Origin of the sequence: Giesbergeria anulus, assembly GCF_900111115.1 — a bacterium.
In the GTDB taxonomy this organism is placed as follows: Bacteria; Pseudomonadota; Gammaproteobacteria; order Burkholderiales; family Burkholderiaceae_C; genus Simplicispira; species Simplicispira anulus.
In genome coordinates this window covers 806,464-824,227 of the sequence record NZ_FOGD01000001.1, presented here as the reverse complement: position 1 = coordinate 824,227, position 17,764 = coordinate 806,464, and the positions used below count along the sequence as shown (strand labels likewise).

Annotated in this window: 11 protein-coding genes; 6 read left to right on the top strand and 5 right to left on the bottom strand. The window is 58.0% G+C overall.

The annotated features are described in order from the left end of the window. The first annotated feature begins 22 nt into the window (after positions 1–22). Positions 23–1,516, top strand: a complete 1,494-nt coding sequence (gene nuoN / locus BMX55_RS03760; protein ID WP_091452900.1) for an NADH-quinone oxidoreductase subunit NuoN — start codon at positions 23–25, stop codon at positions 1,514–1,516. A 5-nt stretch (positions 1,517–1,521) separates the two neighbouring features. Further along, complete coding sequence (locus BMX55_RS03755; RefSeq protein ID WP_091452898.1) at positions 1,522–1,848, top strand: DUF2818 family protein; 327 nt, start codon at positions 1,522–1,524, stop codon at positions 1,846–1,848. A 70-nt stretch (positions 1,849–1,918) separates the two neighbouring features. Here the strand turns inward: BMX55_RS03755 and ppa are convergent, their stop codons facing one another. From ppa to mutL, 3 genes are all read right to left on the bottom strand, one after another. Further along, positions 1,919–2,461, bottom strand: coding sequence for an inorganic diphosphatase (gene ppa, locus BMX55_RS03750; RefSeq protein ID WP_091452895.1), 543 nt, complete (start codon positions 2,459–2,461; stop codon positions 1,919–1,921). 194 nt (positions 2,462–2,655) lie between these two features. After that, positions 2,656–3,999 (bottom strand): NADP-specific glutamate dehydrogenase, encoded by a 1,344-nt coding sequence (gene gdhA, locus BMX55_RS03745; protein WP_091452893.1) that lies wholly within the window; start codon positions 3,997–3,999, stop codon positions 2,656–2,658. 382 nt (positions 4,000–4,381) lie between these two features. Further along, on the bottom strand, positions 4,382–6,295 hold the full coding sequence (gene mutL / locus BMX55_RS03740) for a DNA mismatch repair endonuclease MutL (protein WP_245751229.1): 1,914 nt from the start codon (positions 6,293–6,295) through the stop codon (positions 4,382–4,384). 59 nt (positions 6,296–6,354) lie between these two features. Between mutL and BMX55_RS03735 the strand changes: the two genes are divergently transcribed. Both BMX55_RS03735 and BMX55_RS03730 read left to right on the top strand, forming a co-directional pair. Then, complete coding sequence (locus tag BMX55_RS03735; protein ID WP_091452887.1) at positions 6,355–7,008, top strand: DedA family protein; 654 nt, start codon at positions 6,355–6,357, stop codon at positions 7,006–7,008. After that, positions 7,005–7,964: an asparaginase gene (locus BMX55_RS03730; protein ID WP_091452884.1), complete on the top strand. Its 960-nt coding sequence runs from the start codon at positions 7,005–7,007 to the stop codon at positions 7,962–7,964. Before BMX55_RS03735 ends, BMX55_RS03730 begins: the two co-directional genes overlap by 4 nt. Here BMX55_RS03730 and BMX55_RS03725 read toward each other — a convergent pair. Both BMX55_RS03725 and purL read right to left on the bottom strand, forming a co-directional pair. After that, on the bottom strand, positions 7,936–9,975 hold the full coding sequence (locus tag BMX55_RS03725) for a diguanylate cyclase domain-containing protein (RefSeq protein WP_091452880.1): 2,040 nt from the start codon (positions 9,973–9,975) through the stop codon (positions 7,936–7,938). The genes BMX55_RS03730 and BMX55_RS03725 overlap by 29 nt on opposite strands. Before the next feature lie 116 nt (positions 9,976–10,091). Then, positions 10,092–14,105 (bottom strand): phosphoribosylformylglycinamidine synthase, encoded by a 4,014-nt coding sequence (gene purL, locus BMX55_RS03720; protein WP_091452877.1) that lies wholly within the window; start codon positions 14,103–14,105, stop codon positions 10,092–10,094. 136 nt (positions 14,106–14,241) lie between these two features. Here purL and map point away from each other — a divergent pair, with 136 nt between their 5' ends. Continuing rightward, positions 14,242–15,057 (top strand): type I methionyl aminopeptidase, encoded by an 816-nt coding sequence (gene map / locus BMX55_RS03715; protein ID WP_091453212.1) that lies wholly within the window; start codon positions 14,242–14,244, stop codon positions 15,055–15,057. A 64-nt stretch (positions 15,058–15,121) separates the two neighbouring features. Beyond that, positions 15,122–17,704 (top strand): [protein-PII] uridylyltransferase, encoded by a 2,583-nt coding sequence (locus tag BMX55_RS03710; protein WP_091452874.1) that lies wholly within the window; start codon positions 15,122–15,124, stop codon positions 17,702–17,704. Positions 17,705–17,764: the final 60 nt, after the last annotated feature.

Sequence of the window (17,764 nt, the reverse complement as noted above, 5' to 3'; positions counted from 1 at the left end):
ATACTGAACTGAGAGACTCGAGATGATTGACAATATCAGTTGGCTTGCGATTTACCCAGAGATATTGCTGCTGGTCATGACCTGCGTGATTGCTTTGGCCGATCTGGGTATGAACAGCCCCCGTCGCACCGGTACCTACGTTCTTACTCTTCTGACGCTGGTGGTGCTGGCAGTACTGCAAGGGGTGTATGCCAGCAGTGGTAACACTTTCTATGGTTTTGGCAATATGGTGGTCAGTGACCCTATGGGCAACTGGCTCAAGTGTTTTGCCTCTGTCGCCATGATTGTCACCTTCATTTATGGTCGTCCCTATGCGGCTGATCGTGACATGTTGCGTGGCGGTGAATTTTTCACGATTGGTTTGCTGTCGTTGTTGGGCATGTTTGTCATGATCAGCGGTAACAATTTCCTGCTCATTTATCTGGGTTTGGAGTTGTTGACGCTGTCTGGCTATGCGTTGGTGGCACTGCGTCGTGATCACACTACAGCGACCGAAGCTGCCATGAAGTATTTCATTCTTGGCGCTATGGCCAGTGGTTTCTTGCTTTACGGTTTGTCCATGATCTATGGTGCTACAGGTTCCTTAGACATTGGTGAGGTATTCAAGGCGGTTAATTCTGGTCAGATCCGCCACCAAGTGCTGGTGTTTGGTGTGGTGTTTGTGGTTGCTGGCTTGGCCTTTAAACTGGGGGCTGCACCGTTTCACATGTGGGTGCCTGACGTCTACCAAGGTGCACCTACCGCCATTACGCTGATGATTGGTGGCGCGCCCAAACTGGCAGCCTTTGCCATTGTGATGCGTTTGTTGGTAGATGGTTTGCTGCCATTGGCTATTGACTGGCAGCAGATGTTGGGTGTGCTGGCGATTGCTTCGCTGCTGGTAGGTAACTTGGCGGCTATTGCCCAGACTAACCTCAAGCGCATGTTGGCTTACTCGACGATTTCCCAGATGGGGTTTGTCCTGCTAGGTTTGATGTCTGGTGTCGTTAATGGCAATGTAGAGGCTGCAACTATTCAGAGCGCCTACAGTTCAGCCATGTTCTATGTTGTCACCTATGTGTTGACTACTTTGGCATCGTTCGGCGTGATTTTGTTGCTGGCCCGTGAAGGTTTTGAGAGCGAAGAGATTGCTGATATGGCCGGTCTGAATCAGCGCAGCCCACTGTATGCAGCAGTGTTGGCGATTTGCTTGTTCTCGATGGCTGGTATTCCACCTATGGTTGGTTTCTATGCCAAGCTGGCCGTGCTGCAATCTCTGATGGCTTCAGGGCAGAGTTTGTATATTGCCTTGGCTGTGTTTGCTGTAGTGATGTCGCTGATCGGTGCCTTCTATTATTTGCGTGTGGTGAAGGTGATGTATTTTGATGCTCCCCTCACTGCTACCCATGTTTCGGCGCCGCTGGAAGTGCGTGTGGTGTTGACTATCAATGGTGCCTTGGTGCTGATTCTGGGTATTTTGCCCAGCGGTCTGATGTCCTTGTGTGCTGATGCCATCATGCGTTCTTTGGCTACCTAAAGCGCATGACCCAGACAGCCGCCATCTGGTTTGTGGTGTTGGCTGCCTTATTGGCAGCCAACCTGCCTTTCATGCACCAGCGTCTTTTACTATTGGGGCCTGTACTGCGCCAAGGCAAAAACCTATGGTGGCACCTGCTGGAATTGATCTGTTGGTATTTTCTGGTGGGCGGTTTGGCTTTGTGGTTAGAACAGCGCGTGGGGCAGATTGCGCCGCAAACGTGGGAGTTTTATGCTGTGACTGCCACTCTGTTTGTCACGCTGGCGTTTCCTGGGTTTGTGTTTCGTTATTTGCTGCACCACCGGCGCACTGCTGATTCTGAAACGCGGTAAATAATAAAAGAGCATAAAAAAGCCTGCCCACGATGGGGCAGGCTTTTTTGTTGGGAGCTGCAAGCTGGTGTTAAGCCTGTGCTTGTGCTTTTTGGTAGTTGGCAATGCCGTCGGTGATTTCGGTGTGGGCAGCCTCAACGCCTTCCCAGCCCAGTACTTTGACCCATTTGCCTTCTTCCAGATCTTTGTAGTGTTCAAAGAAGTGGCTGATAGCCTTCAGGCGCATGGGGTTGACATCGCCAATGTCTTTCCAAGCCGAGTACATTGCTAACACTTTGTTGGTGGGCACAGCCAGCACTTTGCCATCGACACCTGCCTCATCTTCCATTTTCAGGATGCCCAAGGCACGGCAAGGCACTACCACACCGGGCAGCAGCGGGTAGGGGGTAATCACCAGCACGTCCACTGGATCACCATCACCGCTGAGGGTTTGGGGCACATAGCCGTAGTTGGAGGGGTAGTACATGGCCGTAGTCATGAAACGGTCCACAAAAATGGCACCCGATTCCTTGTCTACTTCGTATTTGATCGGGTCGGAATCCATCGGGATTTCAATGACCACGTTGAAGGCTTCTGGAACGTTTTTGCCGGCGGTAACTAGGTTCAGGGACATGGTTGTCGATCAGGAGGTTGAGAGATGCCAGGCATCCGCAGATGGATGGGGCAGGCTCTTGATTTTACCGGTAGACCCCTTTCAGCGCGCTTGCACTATGGGGGCACCTGCGCAAAACGGTGCTGCTTGGATGTAAAAAAGGAGCCGAAGCTCCTTGGGGATGGGTGACTACACAGCCGTTTTGTTGGTCAGGCTTAAAGTACGCCTTGGCCCAACATGGCATCAGCCACTTTGACAAAACCAGCGATGTTGGCACCATCGATATAGCTGACGCTGCCGTCGGCGCGTTGGCCGTATTGCAGGCAGGCAGCATGGATACCTTGCATGATGCCCAGCAGGCGGGCATCCACTTCTTCGCGGCTCCAGTTCAGGCGCAGGGCGTTCTGGCTCATTTCTAGCCCCGAAGTGGCTACGCCGCCAGCGTTAGACGCCTTACCGGGGGCATAGAGCACGCCAGCGGCCTCGAAAGCTTTGGCCGCTTCGATGGTGGAGGGCATGTTGGCACCTTCAGCCACGCAAAGCACTCCATTGGCGATCAGGGCTTTGGCATCGGCTTCGTCGAGTTCGTTTTGTGTGGCGCAGGGTAGGGCCACATCGACCTTGACACTCCACGGGCGCAGACCGGGCAGGAACTGGGCGCCGACTTTGGCTGCGTAGTCACTGACGCGGCCATACTGCTTGTTTTTGATGTCCATGAGCAGTGCGAGCTTTTCGGGCGTGAAGCCCGCTTGATCAACCACAGTGCCACTAGAGTCGGACACGGTGATGACCTTGGCGCCGAGCTGCATGGCTTTTTCGACCGCGTATTGGGCCACATTGCCAGAACCGGATACCGATACGGTCAGGCCCGCGAAGGATTTGCCACGTGCCTTGAGCATCTCATTGGCAAAGTACACGGTACCGTAGCCAGTGGCTTCGGGGCGAACCAGTGAGCCGCCAAAGCTGATGCCCTTGCCGGTAAAGACGCAATCGGCGCGGTTGGACAGTTTCTTGACCATACCAGCGATGAAACCGACTTCGCGGCCACCCACGCCGATGTCACCGGCGGGCACATCGGTATCGGCACCCACATGGCGGAACAGTTCAGAGGCAAAGGCTTGGCAAAAGCGCATGATTTCGCCTTGGCTCTTGCCCTTGGGATCGAAATCGGAGCCACCTTTGCCACCACCCATCGGCAGGGTGGTCAGGGCGTTTTTGAAGGTTTGTTCAAAGGCCAAGAACTTGAGCACCGACAAATTAACCGAGGGATGAAAGCGCAGGCCGCCCTTGTAGGGGCCGATGGCCATGTTGTGCTGGATGCGATAGCCCTTGTTGACTTGCACTTGGCCTTGGTCGTCTACCCAGCTGATACGGAACATGATGATGCGCTCAGGCTCGACCAAGCGCTCTAGCAGACCAAACTCGGCGTACTGGGGGTTCTTCTCGATGAACGGCCACAAACTTTCCATGACCTCGGTGACAGCTTGCAAAAATTCAGGCTGGCCGGGATTGCGTTGGGCAACTTGTTCTAAGAACTGCGTGACGGACTGGTATTTCATTTCAAGGGCTTTCTGGGCAATGCACGATGGTGGCGCAAGATTATGTCAAAAAGCCTCCTCTGTTTGCACCAAATTAATGCATTTATGCATCTTTTTGGGTATCAAGTATTACTATTGGTGCATACTGTGGTTTGTTTCATGTGGAATTGCCCAAAGTTGATGCGTATCGAGCAACAGTCTCGCTTGGGCCTGCATTTCATCGAGTGCAGCAGCGTTCGTGGCTAGACGTGCTTCTAGGGCATTACGCCGAGCCAAGAGTACGTCAGCGAGGGGACTTTCCCCCAGTTCATAGGCCCGTGCTTGTAGTGCAGCACTGCGGGAGTGTCGTGCGCTGCGGTGCCCGGAATGTGCGCTGTGCGCTGCATGGTGGCTCAGGGGGCAGTCAGCGTCCGCGCAGAAACAGTGCGTCAAGCTCGCGCAGGCTGAGCTGACGCCAGGTGGGACGGCCGTGGTTGCATTGGTCGGCGCGCTCGGTGTTTTCCATTTGGCGCAGCAGGGCGTTCATTTCATCCAGAGTGAGCGTACGGTTGGCCCGCACGGCACCGTGGCAGGCCATGGTGGCCAAAAGCTCGTTGCGTGCCCGTTGTACCACCGTGCCAGCATCGTATTGAGCCAGTTCGGCCAGCACGCTGCGCGCCAGTTCTACTGCATCGCCTTGGGCCAGCGGGGCCGGAACGGCGCGCACTGCCAGCGTTTTGGCAGAAAAAGCCGTGACTTCCAACCCCAGCAGGGTCAGCGTGGCCGCTTGCTCTTCTGCTGTGACCAGTTCTTGCGCGGTGGCAGCAAAGGTGACTGGGATCAGCAAGGGCTGGCTGGCAATGCGACTGCTGCTATCGGCCTGCGCCTTGAGGCGCTCATAGACGATGCGCTCGTGCGCGGCGTGCATATCTACCAAGACCAAGCCTTGGGCATTTTGGGCCAAGATATAAATGCCATGTAGCTGTGCCAAGGCGCGGCCTAGGGGCCAAGGTTTCATTGGCTGCTGATTGCTGGCTGCTGGCGCTGGCGTGGTGGCTAGGGAGCTTTCGGACGTGGGGCTTTGGTAGGTGCTGGCGGGCCCACGTTCTGTGACCTGATGGGCGCTGCTGCCATCAGAAGGTGGCGTTGACCCCCAGAGCAGTTGCAGATCATGGACACGGTGTCCGGCCCGTTCTTCGAGGGGCATGGACACCTGTCGGTGCTGTGCTGGGAATGGCTGGCGCGGCGTTGCCGCATCTGGGAGGGGGGGGCCGTTTGGGGGTGCAGTCTGTGTAGCGGCGGCGCGAGGGATCGCCAAAGCGTTTTCTACGGCATGGCGTACGGCCTGATGCACTTGGCGGCTGTCCCGAAAGCGCACTTCGATTTTGGTGGGGTGAACGTTGACATCGACTTGGGCTGGGTCAATGTCGATATAGAGCGCATACACCGGCTGGCGCTGACCATGCAGCACATCTTCATAGGCGCTGCGCACAGCGTGGCTGATGACCTTGTCGCGCACAAAGCGCCCATTCACATAAACAAACTGCTGGTCGGCACGGGTGCGGGCCGCGTCGGGTACACCAATCCGGCCTGTGACCGTGACCAACCCGTGGCTGTGTTGCACCGCTATCGACTGCGTGAGCCATTCTGGCCCCAGAACATCAGCCAAGCGCTGGGCCAGTGCATTGTGGCCTTCTTGGCCGGGGATGAGGGTGGCACGCCATTGTTCTACCAGTTTGCCCTCATGCCAGATAGCAAAGCTCACATCGGGCCGGGCTAAGGCTTGGCGGCGTACAGCTTCAATGCAGTGGGCCAGCTCGGTGGCGTCAGACTTGAGAAACTTGCGCCGTGCTGGGGTGGAGTAAAAGAGTTCTTTGACTTCTACCGTGGTGCCTAGGCCACGGGCCACGGGGCGCAGTTCGCCGCTGCGTGCATCGAGCAAAAAGGCGCTTTCTTGCCCTGGTGGGCGCGAGAGCAGGGCGGTTTCGGACACCGCACAGATGGCGGCCAGCGCCTCGCCGCGAAATCCCATTGTCGCCACGGTTTCCAAATCGTGCAGGCTGGCAATTTTGCTGGTGGCGTGGCGGCGCAGGGCTAGGGGCAATTGTGCTTGTGCAATGCCGCTGCCGTTGTCTTCGATGGCGATCAGGCGCACGCCTCCGGCCAGCAGCCGCACGGTGATTTGCGTTGCTCCGGCATCAAGGGCGTTGTCGAGCAGTTCGCGCACCACTGAGGCTGGGCGCTCTACCACCTCGCCAGCGGCTATCTGGCTGATAAGTTCGTCGGGCAGTTCACGGATGGGGCGTGAACCAGAGGAGAGGGGCGTAGGGTCATTCACCGCACAGATTGTAGGCAGGCTGGGGCGGGGATAATCGGCCGCTGTTTTTGGAAAGCGCTATGGAAGCCATCACTTTTCTTCTTGATTTCATCCTGCATGTGGACAAGCACATTGAAGCCTTTGTGTTGGCCTATGGCGTCTGGGTCTACGCCCTGCTGTTTTTGATTGTGTTTGTGGAGACCGGCGTGGTGGTAATGCCATTTTTGCCGGGCGACTCTTTGCTGTTTATTGTGGGAGCCTTGGCTGGTGCTGGCCTGATCGAGTTTGCTCCGGCCTGCGCCGTGCTGCTGGCAGCGGCCATTTTGGGCGATCAGTGCAATTATTCGATAGGCCGTTACTTTGGCCCCAAGGTGTTCCAGTGGGAGGATTCACGCTGGTTTAACCGCCGTGCCTTTGACCAAGCCCATGCCTTTTATGAGCGCTACGGTGGCATCACCATTGTGCTGGCGCGTTTTATGCCCTTCATTCGTACCTTTGCTCCGTTTGTGGCGGGCGTAGCGGCGATGCGGCGGCGTCAATTTACGATGTTCAATGTGGTTGGGGCCTTGCTCTGGGTGCTGGGTATTTGCACTGCGGGCTACTTTTTCGGCAACCTGCCTTGGGTGCAGCAGAACTTGGACAAGATCATCTGGGGGCTGATTTTGGTGCCGGGGTTGATCGCCGTGCTGGGTGCTTGGCGTGGCACCCGGCAAAAAGCACTACAAAGCCCATGAACACCAAGCCCTGCGCGGTGGTGCTGGGCACTGGTGGCACCATTGCTGGCACTGCCGCCCATGCCCATGACAACCTAGGCTACAGCGCGGCGCAACGCAGCGTACAAACCTTGTTGGATGCGTTGGGTGCTGGCGCGGTACCGGCAGGCGTGGCGTTGCTGGCCGAGCAGGTGGCACAAATCGACAGCAAGGATATGGATTTTGCGCTCTGGCAGGCGCTGGCGCAGCGCTGCCAGCACTATCTGCAACAGCCGCTGGTGCAAGGCATCGTCATTACCCACGGTACCGACACCCTAGAAGAAACCGCTTGGTTTTTGCACAACGTGCTGCCAGCGGGCAAGCCGGTGGTTTTGACCTGTGCCATGCGGCCTGCCACAGCCTTGTTTGCCGATGGCCCCCAAAATTTGCGTGATGCCTTGGCGGTAGTGGCACATCCCCACGCCCAAGGGGTGGTGGTGGTGTGTGCAGGCCAAGTGCATGGGGCGCAGCGGGTGCAAAAAGTGCACCCTTACCGGCTGGACGCCTTTGATTCGGGTGATGCCGGGCCGCTGGGTTGGATAGAAGAGGGGCAACTGCGCATGGCACAGCCTTGGCCCGTAGCTTCCCAAGGTGCTTTTGCGCAGACAGCTTTCCCGCCGTTGGGTGGCATAGCGGGTTGGCCGAGGGTAGAGGTGGTAATGAGCTATGCCGGAGCCAGTGCCGCCACCGTGGAGGCGCTGGTAGCCAGTGGTGTGCAGGGACTGGTAGTGGCCGCTACGGGCAATGGCACCATCCACCAAGCCTTGGAGGCAGCCTTGGTGCGGGCTGAAACGGCTGGTGTGGCGGTGCTTGTGGCTAGCCGATGCCCGTGGGGCCAGTTGGTGCCTGCCGCAGAAAATACGCCGCGCTGGCCTTGGGCCCTGGGCTTAAGCCCCGTCAAAGCGCGGATTATGTTGCTGTTACAACTTCTGGGGTGACAGCAATGGTGATGCTGGCAGGGGGCGATGGGGTAGCGCTGCTTGCTTCAGGGGACAGGCTGGCATCTATCTCGATACAGTTGCGTCCATTGTCTTTGGCGCGGTACATCGACGCGTCGGCGCGGCGCAGTACGTTTTCTGCATCTACCGAACCATCAAACAAGGCTATGCCGATACTGGCCGAGCAGCGGTGTTCGACAATACCGGTGCCATTTGCGCGCTGCAACCGATAAGGTTGCGCCAGACAGTGCAGTATTTGTTGCGCAATGTGGAGCGCTAAAGCGTGTGCCTGTGTCCGTTGTGTATCTAATCCGCACAGCAGCACCACAAACTCGTCACCGCCAAAGCGGGCCACGGTATCGGTGTCGCGCAGGCAGGCTCGCAGCCGCTGTGCGACTTCGATCAGCAGTTGGTCTCCAACGGCGTGACCGTGCGTATCGTTGAGCGGCTTGAAGTTGTCTAAGTCCAAAAAAATCAACGCACTGTGCGCGCTGTCGTGTTGCAGCATTGTGAGCCGATGCTGGAGTCGATTTTGCAGCAGGCGTCGATTGGGCAATTGGGTCAGGGGATCAAAAAATGCCAGTTGGCGAATTTCTTCTTCCAACTGCAAACGTTCAGTGATGTTGATGGCCTGAGAGATGACTTGGCGTGGCTCTCCGGGACGTTCGGGCAACCAAGCGTTGAACCATTCGCAAGTGATGATTTCGCCAGCGCGCGTCAGGTTTTGGTTGATGCTGTGTGGCAGGGTGTTTTCTTGTACCAGATGGGCCAGTTCAGGCACCAAATGCTGCATTTCTGTGTCGGGCAACAAAAAATCAGTAAAAGGTCGGCCCAGCACTTCTTCGCGTTTCCAGCCAAACACGGCTTCGGCCTGTTGGTTCCAGTCGGTCACAATGAATCCTTGGTGCCAGACAATGCCTGCCGAGGGTGAAGTCTGAAACACGACGCGGTGGTGCTCTTCGCTGCGTGATTTCTCTGCTAAGGCCACCGCCAGACGGCGATTGACGCAGTGAATGAACCAGGCAATGCTGCCAACGATAGCTAAGATGGCACTGATGATGCCCAAGGCCCAGTAGAACCGGCTTAGATCGACATTCTGCTTTTGTTGATAGAAAAAATTGTCCAGCGGCCCGTCAAAATTGACTATGCCAAAACGGGCATAGGTCTTGGCAATATGTTGCCACCGCCCCGGATTGCTGTGGCCGATGTCGATTACTTCGGGGTTGATGAGGCGCTCTATTTCACGGGCTTCATAACGAAGGTGGTCGCGGGTTTTTTGCTGGCTGTTGTATTGCTGTTGGATCAGGGTAATGATTTCTTCTTCGTGCTCTAGGGCATATTGCCATCCGCGCATCGAGGCAGTACGGAAGGCTTCGACCACCTCTGGGCGAGAGCGGGCCAATGCTTGGCTGGTGAACAGCACATCACCATAAAAATCCATGCCGTAGGTTTGCGGCTTGAGAACGGTGTACGGAACGTGGCGTTGGTTGAGCAAGTAGGGCTCGTTGGAAACATAAGCGTTCAGCGCTTCGACACGAAGATCCAAGAAATCTTGCAAGTGGTTTTCGTTGGGAACGATGCGCAGCCGGTGCAGTGCGATGCCTTCATCCAGAAACATCGCCTTCAGATCGACATCCTGATTGCCACCCAGCAGGGCGATTTTTCCGGCATCGGGCCTCGCCAGATCGACCAAGCGTTTGTCTTGGCCTTGTACCAATAGCACATTGGGCGAGTGCTGGAACACCGGGGCCAGCATTACCAACGGCTGGCCTTTAAGATACTCCACCACCAAATTAGACAGGCCAATGCCGAAGTCGCTGTGGCCAGCCAATACTTCCGCTACCGGATTGACCCTTGGCCCTCCCTCTTTGAAGGAGACCTCTAGACCTGCCTCACGGTAATAACCCTGCTGCTGGGCGGCATAGTATCCCGCAAACTGAAATTGATGCACCCAGCGCAGTTGGAGCGAGAGCTGCTCTAAAGACCACGCTGTTTCTGCATGGGCAAGCATGACTGCCAAGGAAAAGACGATTTTGAACCATCTGAAAGCAAGATGTCGCAAGGGTGTGCAATCGATCAGTGGGGTTCAAAGTTGTACTTTTCCTCAGCCGCAAGTGCTGTTGATGGTTAACCGACCCAACGGCGTGCGTTGCGCCACAGGTGCATCCACGGGCTGGCAGCGTCAGCGCCACCGCTGGCGGCCAAGTCCATCCAGCTCATTTGGATGTTGCGGAACACACGCTCAGGGTGCGGCATCATGGCCGTAAAGCGACCATCGGCGGTGGTCACTGCCGTGAGGCCGCCTGCGCTGCCATTGGGGTTGAACGGGTAACGCTCAGTGGCTGTGCCGGTGTTATCGACAAAGCGCATGGCTTCCAATACCTGTGCGGCGTTGCCCCGGTGCTTGAAGTTGGCATAGCCCTCGCCGTGGGCCACGGCAATCGGCAGGCGGCTGCCCGCCATGCCTTGCAGGAAGATGCTGGGCGACTCCAACACCTCGACCATGCTCAGGCGTGCTTCAAAGCGTTCGCTTTGGTTGGTGGTAAAGCGCGGCCAGTCTTGTGCGCCGGGGATGATGTCGGCCAGTTCGGCAAACATTTGGCAGCCGTTGCACACGCCCAAGCCAAAGGTGTCTTGGCGGGCAAAAAAGCCTTGGAACTGCTCGGCCAGCACCGGGTTAAAGGTGATGGAGCGCGCCCAGCCAATGCCTGCACCCAAAGTGTCGCCATAGCTAAAGCCGCCACAGGCCACCACGCCTTGCACATCCTGCAAACGCACGCGGCCGGTTTGCAGGTCAGTCATGTGAACGTCCACGGCTTCGAAGCCAGCCTCGGTAAAGGCATAGGCCATTTCGACATGGGAGTTGACGCCTTGCTCACGCAGCACCGCCACTTTGGGGCGCGACAGGTGCAGGAACGGCGCTGCCACGTTTTGCGCTGGGTCAAACGTCAGGTGGACGTGCATACCGGGGTCTTGCGTATCGCCCGCTGCGGCGTGTTCGGCATCGGCGCAGGCGGGGTTGTCGCGCTGCTGGCAGATTTTCCAGCTTACGCTGTCCCAGACTTGGTGCAAGTCGGCCAGCGGGGCGCTAAACACTTCTTTGGCATCACGCCAGATGGACAATTGGCCCTTGCCCGCATCCATGCTGGAGCAGGCGGGGCGTGTTTTGCCAATGAAGTGGCTGAACTTGGACAGCCCATGGGCGCGCAAGGTTTGCATCACGGCATTGCGCTCGGTGGTGCGCACTTGCAGCACCACGCCCAGTTCTTCGTTGAACAGCGCCTTGAGCGTGAGTTCTTCGCGGCGGGCGCTGACTTGCTGTGCCCAGTTTTTGGAGTCGCCTGCGTCCATGCGACTGTCGCTGATGCCATCGCCTTCGGTGACCAGCATATCAACGTTCAGCGCTACGCCCACATGACCGGCAAAGGCCATTTCGGCCACCGCTGCCAGCAAACCACCATCGCTGCGGTCGTGGTAGGCCAAAATTTGGCCTTGGGCGCGCAGGGTGTTGATGGCATTGACCAATTGGATCAGGTCTTGTGCATCGTCCAAATCGGGCACGACATCGCCCGATTGGTTCAACACTTGGCCCAAAATGCTGCCGCCCATGCGGCCTTGGCCTTTGCCCAAATCAATCAGCACCAGCGTGGTGTCTTCTTCGGTGGCGTTGAGTTGTGGTGTCAGGGTGCCGCGTACATCTTGCAGTGTGGCAAAGGCGGTGATGATGAGACTGACAGGCGAGACCACCTTGTGCGTTTCGCCATCATGCTGCCACTGCGTACGCATGGACAGCGAATCCTTGCCCACCGGAATCGAGATGCCCAGTTGTGGGCACAGTTCCATGCCCACGGCTTTCACGGTGTCGTACAGGGCGGCATCTTCGCCCGGCTCGCCACAGGCAGCCATCCAGTTGGCTGACAGTTTGACGCGCGACAGCTCCATCGGCGCGGCCAGCAGGTTGGTAATGGCCTCGGCAATCGCCATGCGGCCTGAGGCCGGAGCATTGAGTGCTGCCAGTGGGGTGCGTTCGCCCATCGCCATCGCTTCACCGGCGAAGCCTTGAAAGTCGGCCAGCGTCACGGCGACATCGGCCACCGGAATTTGCCAAGGGCCGACCATCTGGTCACGGTGGGTTAGGCCGCCCACGGCGCGGTCGCCAATGGTGATGAGGAAGCGCTTGGAGGCCACGGTGGGGTGGCTGAGCACATCAATGATGGATTTTTGCAGCTCCACGCCCGTCAGTTCCATGGGCTGGAAGGCGCGCTGCACGGTTTTGACGTCGCGGTGCATTTTGGGTGGCTTACCCAGCAGCACAGACATTGGCATATCGACCGGGAATTTCTGATCTGCTGCCGTCGCTGTGGTGTCTTCCAGTACCAACTGGCGCTCTTCGGTGGCGGTGCCAATCACGGCAAAGGGGCAGCGCTCACGCTCACAGAAGGCGCGGAACTGCTCCAGCGATTGCGGTGCAATCGCCAGCACATAGCGCTCTTGGCTTTCGTTGCTCCAGATTTCTTTTGGAGCCAAGCCTGATTCTTCGAGCTGCACGGCGCGCAGGTCAAAGCGTGCGCCACGACCGGCATCGTTGGTTAGCTCTGGGAAGGCATTGGACAGGCCACCCGCGCCGACATCGTGAATCGCCAAAATGGGGTTGTTCTCGCCTTGTGCCCAGCAGTGGTTAATCACTTCTTGGGCGCGGCGTTCGATTTCGGGGTTGCCACGCTGCACGGAGTCGAAATCGAGTTCGGCGGCGTTGGTGCCGGTCGCCATCGAGCTGGCGGCACTGCCGCCCATGCCAATTCGCATACCGGGGCCACCAAGTTGGATCAGCAGCGAACCGGCAGGAAACTCCACTTTTTGCGTTTGCCCGGCGTCAATCACACCCAAGCCGCCAGCGATCATGATGGGCTTGTGGTAGCCGCGTTGCACACCGGCCACGGTTTGCTCGTATTCGCGGAAATAGCCGGTCAGGTTGGGGCGGCCAAACTCGTTGTTGAATGCCGCGCCGCCCAATGGGCCTTCAATCATGATCTGCAACGGGCTGGCGATATGGCCGGGTTTGCCGCCCTCTTGATCGGATGCGCCATCCCAGAGTTTGGACACGGTAAAGCCGGTCAGGCCCGCCTTGGGCTTAGAGCCGCGTCCGGTAGCACCCTCATCGCGGATTTCACCGCCCGCGCCGGTGGAGGCACCGGGGAAGGGCGAGATGGCTGTGGGGTGGTTGTGCGTTTCTACCTTCATCAGCACATGGTGGGTGGCCTGCTCTTTTTGGTAGCTGTTGGCATCGCCCTGCATCCGGGCGACAAAACGCTCTACGGACGAGCCTTCCATGATCGAGGCATTGTCAGAGTAAGCAACGACGGTGTGCTGCGGTGCCAGTTGGTGCGTGTTGCGAATCATCGCAAACAGGCTTTTGTCTTGGGCCGCGCCATCAATGGTGAATTGGGCGTTAAAAATCTTGTGGCGGCAGTGTTCGCTGTTGGCCTGCGCGAACATCATCAGTTCGACATCGGTGGGGTTGCGCTGCAAGCCTTGGAAGGCGTTGACCAGATAGTCGATTTCGTCATCGGCCAGTGCCAAGCCCCATTGCTTGTTGGCGCTCTCTAGCGCGGCACGGCCACCGCCCAGCACATCCACTTGCTCCATCGGTTGTGCGGGCAGTTCAGTGAACAGGGTTTGCGCGCCACTCAGGTCGGCCACCACCGATTCGGTCATGCGGTCGTGCAGCAGATCAGCGATTTGCTGGCGCTGCTCGGCACTCAGGCTGGGTTTACTGAGCAGGCCCGATTGCAGCGTGAGGTGGTATTGCGTCACGCGTTCAATGCGGCGCACGGCCAAACCGCAGTTGTGCGCAATATCGGTGGCCTTGGAGGCCCACGGCGAAACCGTGCCCAAACGGGGGGTCACGATCAGTGTCGCGCCCTCGGTGGGGCCGGCGTAAGGCTCGCCATAGTTGAGCAAGGCGGCCAGACGCTCTAGGGTATCCGCAGCCGGTGCGACATCGGTGGCCACCAAATGAACAAAGCGTGCGGCAATCGACGCGATTTTGGGGTGGATGGCTTGGAGCGCGGGCAAGATTTGCTGGGCGCGGAAGGGGCTGAGGGCGTTAGCGCCCGCAAGCGTGGTGATGTGCAAGGTCACGTTGGCGGCCTGGTTGGGTAAAGATGGGGCAAAAGAGGCTGGACAGCGCCAGCAGAAGGGGCCATTTTACCGGCCTGCACCTCTCCAAGGCCCCGCTGTGGGCAATGGCAAAGGGCAATGGGATAATCACGGGCCTATGAGCATCACCATCAAAACGGCCCCGGAAATCGACGCTATGCGCCGGGCCTGCCGTCTGGCCTCTGAAGTGCTGGACCACATCGCCCTCCATATCCAACCCGGCATGACTACGCTGGAGATCGACCGCCTTGGTGCCGAGTGCATGGCCCGCCAAGGCACGCGTTCGGCCACCATTGGTTACCAGCCACCGGGCTACCCAGCTTACCCCGGCAACTTGTGTACCTCGATCAACCATGTGGTGTGCCACGGCATCCCCAATGACAAGCCTTTGAAAAAGGGCGATATCGTCAATGTGGACGTCACGGTGATTACCGAAGATGGCTGGTATGGTGACAGCAGCCGTATGTACCTGATTGGCGACTGCTCTATTGCCGCCAAGCGCTTGTGTGCCCTGACCTATGAGGCCATGTGGATTGGTATTTTGCAGGTCAAGCCTGGCGCACGTTTGGGTGATATTGGCCACGCCATTCAAAAATTTGCTGAGGGCCATGGCCTATCGGTGGTGCGTGAGTTTTGCGGCCACGGTATCGGCCAAAAGTTTCATGAAGAACCACAGGTGCTGCACTACGGCCGCCCCGGTACCTTAGAAGAACTCAAGCCCGGCATGATTTTTACCATTGAGCCGATGCTCAATGCGGGCAAGCGTGACATCAAAGAGCTGGGCAATGATGGCTGGACGATCATCACCAAAGACCGCAGCCTGTCGGCGCAGTGGGAGCATACCGTGCTCGTGACCCCCACCGGCTACGAGGTGCTGACCCTGTCCGAAGGTTACCCGGCGCTGCCGGACTTCGTCAAAGCCACTACCACCTGAGCAGCGCCAGCGTGCACAGTTCTTGCATGGCTTGATTCCTGTTGTTTCTTGCAGAATATCCGCCATGACCGAACTACCATCCCTGCGCGATAGCTACCGCCGCCAGAAAGCCCAGTTGCTGGCCGCGCTGGCCGCCTCGCAAGCTTCTACGCGCGGCATTCATACCCATTTGCGTGCCTTGGCGCGGATTGTGGACAGCCTGCTCACGCAGCTCTGGCAGCGTGCGGCCCTGCCTGACACTATGGCCTTGGTGGCCGTGGGCGGCTTTGGCCGGGGGGAGTTGTTTCCCCATTCTGATGTGGATGTATTGCTGTTGCTGCCCAACAGCGACACGGCCACGGCGCAGCGCCAAGCCATTGAAGCCTTTATCAGCAGTTGCTGGGATGTGGGGCTAGAAATTGGTTCTAGCGTGCGCACTGTGGCGGAGTGCACCACTGAGGCCGCTCAAGATGTGACGGTGCAAACCTCTTTGCTGGAGGCGAGGTACCTCTGTGGCCATACCGCCTTGTTTGCGGAGTTTGAACAGCAATACCGTGCCCACCTTGACCCCCGCACCTTTTTGATCGCCAAAACGCTGGAGATGCGCCAGCGCCACAACAAGTACGACAACACCCCTTACGCACTAGAGCCCAACTGCAAAGAGTCTCCTGGCAGCCTGCGTGATCTGCAAACCGTGCTTTGGGTAGCGCGTGCCGCTGGGCTAGGCCATAGTTGGCAGGAGTTGGCCCGCAGCGGGCTGGCAACACCGTTTGAACTGCGCCAATTGGTGCGCAACGAGGCTCTGTTGTCACTGGTACGGGCGCGGCTGCACGCCATTGCTGGGCGGCGTGAAGACCGGCTGGTGTTCGACTTGCAAAATGCCGTGGCCGAATCGTTTGGCTACCGCTCCGAAGCCCCCGATGGCAGTGGCCTGCCCCTGCGCGCCAGTGAAACCCTGATGCGCCGCTACTATTGGGCTGCCAAGGCAGTGACCCAGTTGTGTCAGATCTTGCTGCTCAACATCGAAGAGCGCCTCAACCCCTCTGAGCACGCCCCCCGGCCCATCAACGCGCGTTTTTTAGACAAGGCTGGCACGATTGAGGTGGTCAGCGACGATCTGTACCAGCGCGACCCACACGCCATCCTCGAAACATTTTTGCTCTACCAAACCTCTGCTGGTTTGCAGCACCTGTCGGCGCGCACCTTGCGGGCGTTGTACCGGGCGCGCAGTGTGATGGATGGGGCCTTTCGGCGTGATCCGGTCAATCGTGCCGCCTTTTTGCGTATCTTGCAACAGCCCGAAGGCATCACCCATGCTATGCGCTTGATGAACCAGACCTCGGTGCTGGGGCGCTACCTGTGGTCGTTTCGGCGCATTGTGGGGCAGATGCAGCACGACCTGTTCCATGTCTATACCGTCGATCAGCACATTTTGATGGTGCTGCGCAATGTGCGCCGCTTTTTCATGGCCGACCACGCCCATGAATACCCGTTTTGCTCCCAACTGGCGGCGGGTTGGAACAAGCCTTGGCTGCTCTATGTGGCGGCGCTGTTCCACGATATTGGCAAAGGCCGGGGTGGTGACCACTCCCAGATTGGTGCCGTAGTGGCCCGGCGCTTTTGCCGCCAGCATGGCGTAGCGCGTGAAGACGCCCACTTGATTGAGTTTTTGGTAAGCGAACACCTGACCATGAGCCAAGTGGCGCAAAAACAAGACCTGAGCGATCCCGATGTGATTGATGCTTTTGCCCAGCGTGTGGGCAACGAGCGCTACCTCACGGCGCTGTACCTACTGACGGTGGCCGATATTCGGGGCACTAGCCCCAAAGTTTGGAATGCTTGGAAAGGCAAGTTGCTCGAAGACTTGTACCGCGCCACCCTGCGCACTTTGGGTGGGCGTGCCCCCGATGCAGCCGCCGAGATCGAGGCACGTAAACGTGAAGCCTTGGTACTGCTGGCGCTGGTAGCTCAGCCCTTTGAATCGCACAAAAAACTTTGGGATACGCTGGACGTCAGTTACTTCATGCGCCACGAGGCGGCCGATATTGCTTGGCATACCCGGCACCTGTCGCGCCATGTGGGTACTGCTCAGCCTGTGGTGCGGGCGCGGCAATCTTTGGCCGGTGAGGGCTTACAGGTGGTAGTGTATGCCCCAGACCAGCCTGACCTGTTTGCCCGCATCTGCGGCTATTTTGACCGGGCCGGTTTCAACATTTTGGATGCACGGGTGCACACGGCGCGCAACCGTTATGCACTCGACACCTTTCAGGTCGTCACGGCTTCGTTGCCTGAGCATTACCGCGAACTGCCACAGATGGTGGAAAACGACCTCACGCAAGCTCTACAAGCTAGCGGCCCTTTGCCCGAGCCGGGCCGAAAGCGTTTGTCGCGCCGGGCCAAGAGTTTTCCGATTGCACCGCGTGTCACGCTGCACCCTGATGAAAAAGCACAGCGCTGGCTGTTGGCTATCTCCGCCAGTGATCGGGCAGGCTTGCTCTATCTAGTAGCACGGGTGTTGGCACGGCACCAACTGAATGTGCAATTGGCCAAGGTGAGCACCTTGGGTGAACGGGTGGAAGATACCTTTTTGGTCGAAGGCCCAGAATTGCAGCACAGCGCCCAGCAAATTGCTATTGAAACCGAACTGATCCAAGCGCTGTCAGATTGAACTGGCATGGGCATAAAAAAACGGCCCGTAGGCCGTTTTTTTACGCTTTAAGCGCTTGGG

Coding starts and splice junctions, on each gene's coding strand:
- nuoN (WP_091452900.1), top strand. CDS start 23: ATGATTGACAATATCAGTTGGCTTGCGATTTACCCAGAGATATTGCTG.
- BMX55_RS03755 (WP_091452898.1), top strand. CDS start 1,522: ATGACCCAGACAGCCGCCATCTGGTTTGTGGTGTTGGCTGCCTTATTG.
- ppa (WP_091452895.1), bottom strand. CDS start 2,461: ATGTCCCTGAACCTAGTTACCGCCGGCAAAAACGTTCCAGAAGCCTTC.
- gdhA (WP_091452893.1), bottom strand. CDS start 3,999: ATGAAATACCAGTCCGTCACGCAGTTCTTAGAACAAGTTGCCCAACGC.
- BMX55_RS03735 (WP_091452887.1), top strand. CDS start 6,355: ATGGAAGCCATCACTTTTCTTCTTGATTTCATCCTGCATGTGGACAAG.
- BMX55_RS03730 (WP_091452884.1), top strand. CDS start 7,005: ATGAACACCAAGCCCTGCGCGGTGGTGCTGGGCACTGGTGGCACCATT.
- BMX55_RS03725 (WP_091452880.1), bottom strand. CDS start 9,975: ATGCTTGCCCATGCAGAAACAGCGTGGTCTTTAGAGCAGCTCTCGCTC.
- map (WP_091453212.1), top strand. CDS start 14,242: ATGAGCATCACCATCAAAACGGCCCCGGAAATCGACGCTATGCGCCGG.
- BMX55_RS03710 (WP_091452874.1), top strand. CDS start 15,122: ATGACCGAACTACCATCCCTGCGCGATAGCTACCGCCGCCAGAAAGCC.